The organism is Maledivibacter halophilus (assembly GCF_900167445.1).
GTDB classification, from domain to species: Bacteria; Bacillota; Clostridia; order Peptostreptococcales; family Caminicellaceae; genus Maledivibacter; species Maledivibacter halophilus.
In genome coordinates this window covers 350,856-357,555 of record NZ_FUZT01000006.1, presented here as the reverse complement: position 1 = coordinate 357,555, position 6,700 = coordinate 350,856, and the positions used below count along the sequence as shown (strand labels likewise).

General features: G+C 32.6%; 7 protein-coding genes and 1 pseudogene. All 8 read left to right on the top strand.

Annotation, left to right across the window (positions count from 1 at the left end; all coding sequences use genetic code 11):
* Nucleotides 1-218: pseudogene (locus B5X81_RS13845) on the top strand (group II intron reverse transcriptase/maturase); the annotation flags it as partial.
* A 469-nt stretch (nt 219-687) separates the two neighbouring features.
* Entirely contained in the window at nt 688-1,089 is a 402-nt protein-coding gene (flgB, locus tag B5X81_RS13840) for a flagellar basal body rod protein FlgB (protein WP_079492476.1), read from the top strand.
* Nucleotides 1,089-1,529, top strand: a complete 441-nt coding sequence (gene flgC / locus B5X81_RS13835) for a flagellar basal body rod protein FlgC (protein WP_079492475.1) — start codon at nt 1,089-1,091, stop codon at nt 1,527-1,529. The genes flgB and flgC overlap by 1 nt, the downstream gene beginning before the upstream one ends.
* A 33-nt stretch (nt 1,530-1,562) precedes the next feature.
* Nucleotides 1,563-1,853: a flagellar hook-basal body complex protein FliE gene (gene fliE, locus B5X81_RS13830; protein WP_079492473.1), complete on the top strand. Its 291-nt coding sequence runs from the start codon at nt 1,563-1,565 to the stop codon at nt 1,851-1,853.
* Nucleotides 1,854-2,049: 196 nt separating this feature from the next.
* Nucleotides 2,050-3,603: a flagellar basal-body MS-ring/collar protein FliF gene (gene fliF, locus B5X81_RS13825; protein WP_079492472.1), complete on the top strand. Its 1,554-nt coding sequence runs from the start codon at nt 2,050-2,052 to the stop codon at nt 3,601-3,603.
* Nucleotides 3,604-3,613: 10 nt separating this feature from the next.
* Entirely contained in the window at nt 3,614-4,624 is a 1,011-nt protein-coding gene (gene fliG / locus B5X81_RS13820; protein ID WP_079492470.1) for a flagellar motor switch protein FliG, read from the top strand.
* Complete coding sequence (locus tag B5X81_RS13815) at nt 4,617-5,372, top strand: FliH/SctL family protein (protein WP_079492469.1); 756 nt, start codon at nt 4,617-4,619, stop codon at nt 5,370-5,372. The genes fliG and B5X81_RS13815 overlap by 8 nt, the downstream gene beginning before the upstream one ends.
* Before the next feature lie 13 nt (nt 5,373-5,385).
* Nucleotides 5,386-6,687, top strand: a complete 1,302-nt coding sequence (gene fliI / locus B5X81_RS13810; protein WP_280175279.1) for a flagellar protein export ATPase FliI — start codon at nt 5,386-5,388, stop codon at nt 6,685-6,687.
* Nucleotides 6,688-6,700: the final 13 nt, after the last annotated feature.

Below are 6,700 nucleotides of genomic sequence, written 5' to 3'. Positions count from 1 at the left end.
GAATGATAAAGATGAAGCAATGGAAAACATATAAGGCAATGCATAAAGAAATGAGAAAACAAGGAATCAAAGGCAGTGGGGAGAAGATGGCAGTTACAAAGTGGAAAAATTCAAATGTTCACATCATACACATGCTACTTCCCAACAAACTGTTTGAAGAACTTGGACTCATTGATTTAACAAAATACGAAGTTGGATTGTTGTCGAACTATTATTAGTTTACGAGAAATTTCAGGAGCCGGATACGGCAAACGTAAGTCCGGTTCTGTGAGAGCAAAGAAAATAGGATTAATTATCCTATTTTCTAGCTACTCGATAGGGGCGAAATCACCATAATATGGTATTGGTGGTATAAAATTAATATGTTAATATGAAAAAGAATCAATATTAATACAATGTTTAAAATGTATAATATTTTAGTGTATATAATTTTATTCAGGGTATTTAATAAGGGTATAAATTACGAGAATAATACTTATAGCTCATGAATCGACAAATTTCATTTTTCTTTTTATAGGCTTTAGGTACTATAAAGAGAAAAAGCGGTAAAAGTAATTAACATTTTATTGTAAATAATGTAAAATGGTATATATGGAAAATAAATTTATAGCAAAATATTGAAGGTATTTTGCGATATATGTAGAATAATGACATATGATATTGTTAATAATTTTGGAGGTCTACGATATGGTTAATAGATTAAACAGTAATATTGAAATCTATCAAAAATCACTAAACGCATCATGGCTGAAGCATGATGCAATTTCTAACAATCTTGCAAACCAAAATACTCCTGGATATAAACGACAGGATGTTAAATTTGAATCGATACTAAAGGATTATATTGATGAGAATCATATAAAACTAAAAACTACAAGGAATAAGCATTTTTCAAACAACAATTTAAATTCTCTACAGCCTGAAATAACTCGGGAGCTAGGAACCAGTTTTAGGAAGGATAAAAATAATGTGAATATCGATGTTGAAATGGCTGAGCTATCTAAAAACTATATAAAATTTAATGCATTGACAAGACAGTTATCTGGATATCTAAGCAGAATAAAAATGTCTATTAGAGGAGGTAAATAATGGGTTTTCTGAATTCTATAAATACAAGTGCCACAGGCTTAACTGCAGAAAGATTAAGAATGGATATAATATCAAAGAATATCGCCAATGTAAATACTACTAGAACAAGTAGTGGAATGCCCTATAGGAGACAAGTTCCTATCTATAAGGAGAAAGACAACAAATCTTTTTCTGATTTTCTAAGTGATGCCAAAAACAATTATGAGTTAGGAAATGGTGTTGAAGTTATAGCTATAAAAGATGATGAATCCCCCTTCAAACGGGTCTATAATCCCGGCCACCCCGAAGCAGATGAAAAGGGATATATTTTAATGCCAAATGTAGATATTGTGACTGAAATGGTTAATTTAATTTCTGCTTCTAGAGCCTATGAAGCTAATATTGCTGCATTGAATAATAGTAAAAGCATGGCTTTAAAGGCTCTAGAAATAGGTAGGTAGATTTTAATACTTATAGGATATAGGAGGAAAAAGATGAAAATAGCTAATATTGAGAATCCTAAACTATTAAATACTAATTTTTATGAAAAAGAAAAAGTAGGAAATGGTAATTTTAAGGAATTCTTACTAGATTCTATAGAAAAATTAAATACATATGAAAGCGATGCAAATGAATTAGGTATAAAATTAGTTGCTGGAGAAGTAGATAATGTACACGAAGTGATGATTGCTTCTCAGAAGGCAGAAATAGCACTGCAGTTTGGAATTGAAATTAAAAATAAAGTTATGGATGCCTATAAAGAAATAATGAGAATGCAGGTATAATTTTAAAATTTACTTTTAATAGAAATAAGCAATTTTACGGGTTAATAAATTTGAAAATAAACATTCAAATAAGAACTTTAATTTGTACATCCTCAAAGCTACCCAAAATTTTGAGTATTTGTACATGTATAAATTTAATTTTACTATATGAACTATACAAAGAAAATATTTTTATAGCAATGAATGGAGGATAGGAATGGGGGATTCAATAGCAAACATACGAAATCAACTCAATGAATATTTCCAGTCCCTAGGTAAAAAGCAAAAAATATTAATTGGTTTTGGTAGTCTTTTTCTAGTGCTAGCTATAGCGCTATCAATTTTTTACATATCAAAGCCTAAATATACTACTTTATATAGCGGTTTAAGTCTAGAAGAATCTGGAAAAATCACACAAAAACTAGAAGAAATGAATATTCCTTATGAATCTGAAAATGGTGGAACTTCTATTTCGGTGCCAAAGGAAGATATTAATAAGGCTAGAATGAATTTAGCTATAGAAGGATTCCCTCAAAAAGGTATTACTTGGGAGGACGCCTTTAATAGTAATACCCTGACAATGACCAATGAAGATAAGAGAAAGAAATATTTGCAGGCTAAAATGACTCAACTGGCTGAAACAATAGAAGAAATAAATGGTATTGATAAAGCTACAGTACTACTTACAGTACCTGATAGCTCCAATTTTTTAACAGAAGATATTAAACCGTCAAAGGCATCGGTCTTATTAACTCTAAGGTCAGGTTTTAAATTATCTGATCAGCAGGTTAATGGAATCGTTACTTTGGTTGCCAATGCTGTAGAGGGGTTAGAATTAGATCATGTTTCTATACATGATAATAGCGGTAAAATGCTAAACGAAGAGACTTCAGATGGTGACAGCTATTCATTAAATACGAAAATGGATATGAAAAAGGAGATTACTAATAGATTAGAAGAGAATTTGAAAAAGTTTCTAGCTAAAATATATGGGGCGGATAATGTCGATATAATGGTAAATGTAGATCTTGATTTTGATAAAGAAATTACTGATATAAAGGAATTTTCACCTCCTGTTGAAGGGGAGACAAGTGGCTTAATAATAAGTATGGAGGAATTAAAGGAAGAAGTGGTGAATGGTAATAGAGGTGGTCCGCCGGGTACTGATTCCAACTCCGATGTAATAACTCAGTATAACGAAATTGACTCCAGTGATACTACATACACAAAGGAAAATAGAAGCGTCAATTACGAGCTTAATGAAATAAGAAAAAACATTGTTAAAGAAACAGGGAATGTTAAAGATATAACGGTTGCAATAATTTTAAATAAAAAAAATCTTGAAAACGGTGAGATGACTGATGAGCATAAAGAAAGACTTATAAAGCTAGTATCAGCTGCCGCTGGATTGGAAACAAAAATGGTAGAAGTAATGGCCCGTGATTTTAGTGATTCAGGTCAAGAGAATTTAATGGCCATAAGTAGTGAAGACAGCTTGGGTCTTGCAAGTAATATACCGTTTTTAAGTATTGGAATTATAGCTTTATTACTAATTATTGGTTCAATATTTGCCATAGTTAGAATTAGAAGGAGAAAGAATGAGGTTAGCGAAATACTTGATGAGCCAACTGACCTTGAGGATGAAGATATTGAAGAAATAGATCTAGATCTTAATGATAAATCAAGCTATAAATATCAGATTGAGAAATTTGTTGATAAGAAACCTGAAGCAGTTGCACAACTACTTAGAACTTGGCTAAATGAAGATTAGGAGTGTTATCATGGTAAGAAAAACAGGGTTAACAGGACGTGAAAAAGCAGCAGTTTTATTGATTTCTTTAGGTCCTGATAAATCTGCAAAAATATTTAAACATTTACAGGATGATGAAATAGAAGAGCTTACCCTTGAGATAGCAAATATGCGTAAGATACCCAGTGAAGAAAAAGATGAAGTTTTAGAGGAGTTTTATCAAGTATGTTTAGCACAAAACTATATCTCTGAAGGTGGTATAAATTATGCAAAAGAAGTCCTTGAAAAAGCTATGGGATCCAATAAAGCTCTAGAGATAATTAATAAGCTTACAGCCTCTCTACAGGTTAGACCCTTTGATTTTGTTAGAAAGGCTGATGCCAGCCAATTGTTAAACTTTATTCAAAATGAGCATCCTCAGACAATAGCTTTAATTTTATCCTATTTAGGGCCTGGTCAATCAGCTCAAATTCTTTCGGCACTTCCACAGGAAAAGCAGGCTGATGTTGCCCAAAGAATAGCTACAATGGATAGGACATCACCAGAAATTATTAAAGAGGTTGAATATATTTTAGAACGAAAATTATCATCTATGGTAACTCAGGATTACACTACAACCGGTGGTGTTCAAACAATAGTTGATATATTGAACTCTGTTGACAGAGGTACGGAGAAATTTATAATGGAAACTCTAGAGATACAGGATGCTGAACTTGCAGAAGATATTAAAAAGAGAATGTTTGTATTTGAAGATATCATTACTCTCGATAGTGTATCAGTTCAAAGATTTATTAGAGAGGTTGAAAATAATGATTTGGCAGTTGCTTTAAAGGGTTCAACTCAAGAAGTTAAGGATATGATTTTTGCCAATATGTCCAAGAGGATGGCCGAGATGATAAAAGAAGATATGGAATTCATGGGACCAATTAGGCTCCGTGATGTTGAAGAAGCTCAACAGAAAATTGTTAATATTATTAGGAAGCTAGAAGAAGCTGGAGAAATAATACTGGCAAGAGGAGGAGGAGATGAAATAATTGTCTAGAGTTCTAAAGTCTTCACAGATAATTCTTGATAAAAACAAATATAAGCTGCCAATTGATACTCCTTTTAAAAAACCATCTGATGAAAAAGTGGAAAAAGAATTAATGGAAAAGGAGAAAGAAAAAGAAGAGGAAATTTTAAAAGCAAAACAAAAGGAAGAAATGGATAAGTTATATGAAGAAACAATAAATAATGCCAATGATGAAGCGGATAAAATTATCTCAGAGGCCTATGAAAAGTCTAAGAAAATAATGGAATCTGCCTATGAAGAAGGTTTTAATGAGGGAAAATTAAAAGGTTTTGAAGAAGGAAGGGCTTCGGCAGATAGTATAATTCAAGAAGCCTTAGAATTAAAAAGGCAATCTGAAGCAAAGATGAAATCATTGATAGAAGGTTTGGAGGAAGAGGTAGTTAACTTAACTATTTCCGCTATTGAGAAAATATTGAATCGAAAGGTAGAAGAAAATGATATTGTTTTTAACCTGATTCATGCGGGGTTGGAGAAATGCGCTTTTACTGAAGATTTAGTTTTAAGGGTGAGTCCAGAAGATTATGATTTTGCCAGCAGCTCTAAGGATAAAATATTGGTTTTAAGTCAAAACATAAATGATATTATAATTAAACAGGATAAAGCTTTAAAAAAAGGGAGCTGTATTATAGATACTCCATCTGGTAGCGTTGATAGCAGTGTTTGGGTCCAATTTAATGAAGTCAAAGAAATGTTTGAAGAACTATTAAGAAACGAGTGATAGTATGTCTTTTATGAAAAAATATTTCAATGCTCTGGAAAATAGCAATTTTATTAAATATAGCGGGAAGGTTTCAAAATTAGTTGGACTTACTATTGAATCTCTGGGACCTGCTGTAGAGATAGGAGAGGTATGTTATATACATCCTTTAAAGGGTGGAGTTCCAATCAAATCAGAGGTGGTTGGATTTAGAAATGAAATAGTAATATTAATGCCATTGGGAGATATGAATGGCATTGGCCCGGGCAGTAAGGTGGTTGCAACTGGCCATTCACTGCAAGTAAATGTAGGGACCCATTTGCTGGGGAGAATAATTGATGGTTTAGGCAAACCTATTGATGGGAAAGGAGCTATAACCTCTAAAAAAAAGTATCCCGTTGACAATGCTCCTCCTAACCCCTTAATGAGGAATAAAGTATCGAAGCCTCTGCCTTTAGGTATAAAGGCTATTGATGGTATTTTAACCTGTGGAAATGGACAAAGAATGGGAATTTTTGCAGGTAGTGGAGTAGGAAAAAGTACACTAATGGGTATGGTTGCAAAAAACACTAAAGCAGATGTAAATGTTATTGCGTTAATAGGAGAGCGTGGAAGAGAAGTAAGGGAGTTCATAGAGAATGATCTTCAGGAAGAAGGCTTGAAAAGATCTGTATTAATTGTGGCCACTTCAGACAAGCCGGCATTAGTTAGAACAAAGGCTGCTTATATAGCCACTGCTGTAGCTGAATATTTTAGGGATCTGGGGAAAAATGTTATGCTTATGATGGATTCCCTTACAAGATTTTCTATGGCACAGCGTGAAGTTGGACTGGCAGTAGGAGAACCACCTGTTACTAGAGGATATACTCCATCGGTATTTGCCCTTTTACCTAAATTATTGGAAAGGGCAGGTAATTCAGAAAAAGGGTCAATTACAGCATTATATACAGTTTTAGTAGATGGCGATGATTTAAATGAACCTATAACCGATGCTGTAAGAGGTATTTTAGATGGACATATTTTCTTATCTAGAAAATTAGCAAGTAAAGGACATTATCCGGCGATTGATATTTTACAAAGCATAAGTAGAGTTATGCCTAATATAGTAAGCGATGATCATATAAGGGCTTCTAGAGTATTTAGAGAGTATTTGTCTGTATATAAGGAAGCAGAAGATTTAATTAATATTGGTGCCTATTCTAAAGGAAGTAATAAAAAAATTGATATTGCAATTGATAAAATAGATATATTTAATCAGCTGTTAAGGCAGGACGTAAATGAAAAAGTAAATTTTGAAGATACATTAAACACCTTAAAAAGGATTACGGAAATATAGATTAGGGTAAAAG

Excerpts from the sequence above, each read along its gene's own strand:
- fliF (WP_079492472.1), top strand. The coding sequence starts at position 2,050 with ATGGGGGATTCAATAGCAAACATACGAAATCAACTCAATGAATATTTC.
- flgC (WP_079492475.1), top strand. The coding sequence starts at position 1,089 with ATGGGTTTTCTGAATTCTATAAATACAAGTGCCACAGGCTTAACTGCA.
- fliE (WP_079492473.1), top strand. The coding sequence starts at position 1,563 with ATGAAAATAGCTAATATTGAGAATCCTAAACTATTAAATACTAATTTT.
- flgB (WP_079492476.1), top strand. The coding sequence starts at position 688 with ATGGTTAATAGATTAAACAGTAATATTGAAATCTATCAAAAATCACTA.
- fliI (WP_280175279.1), top strand. The coding sequence starts at position 5,386 with ATGAAAAAATATTTCAATGCTCTGGAAAATAGCAATTTTATTAAATAT.
- fliG (WP_079492470.1), top strand. The coding sequence starts at position 3,614 with ATGGTAAGAAAAACAGGGTTAACAGGACGTGAAAAAGCAGCAGTTTTA.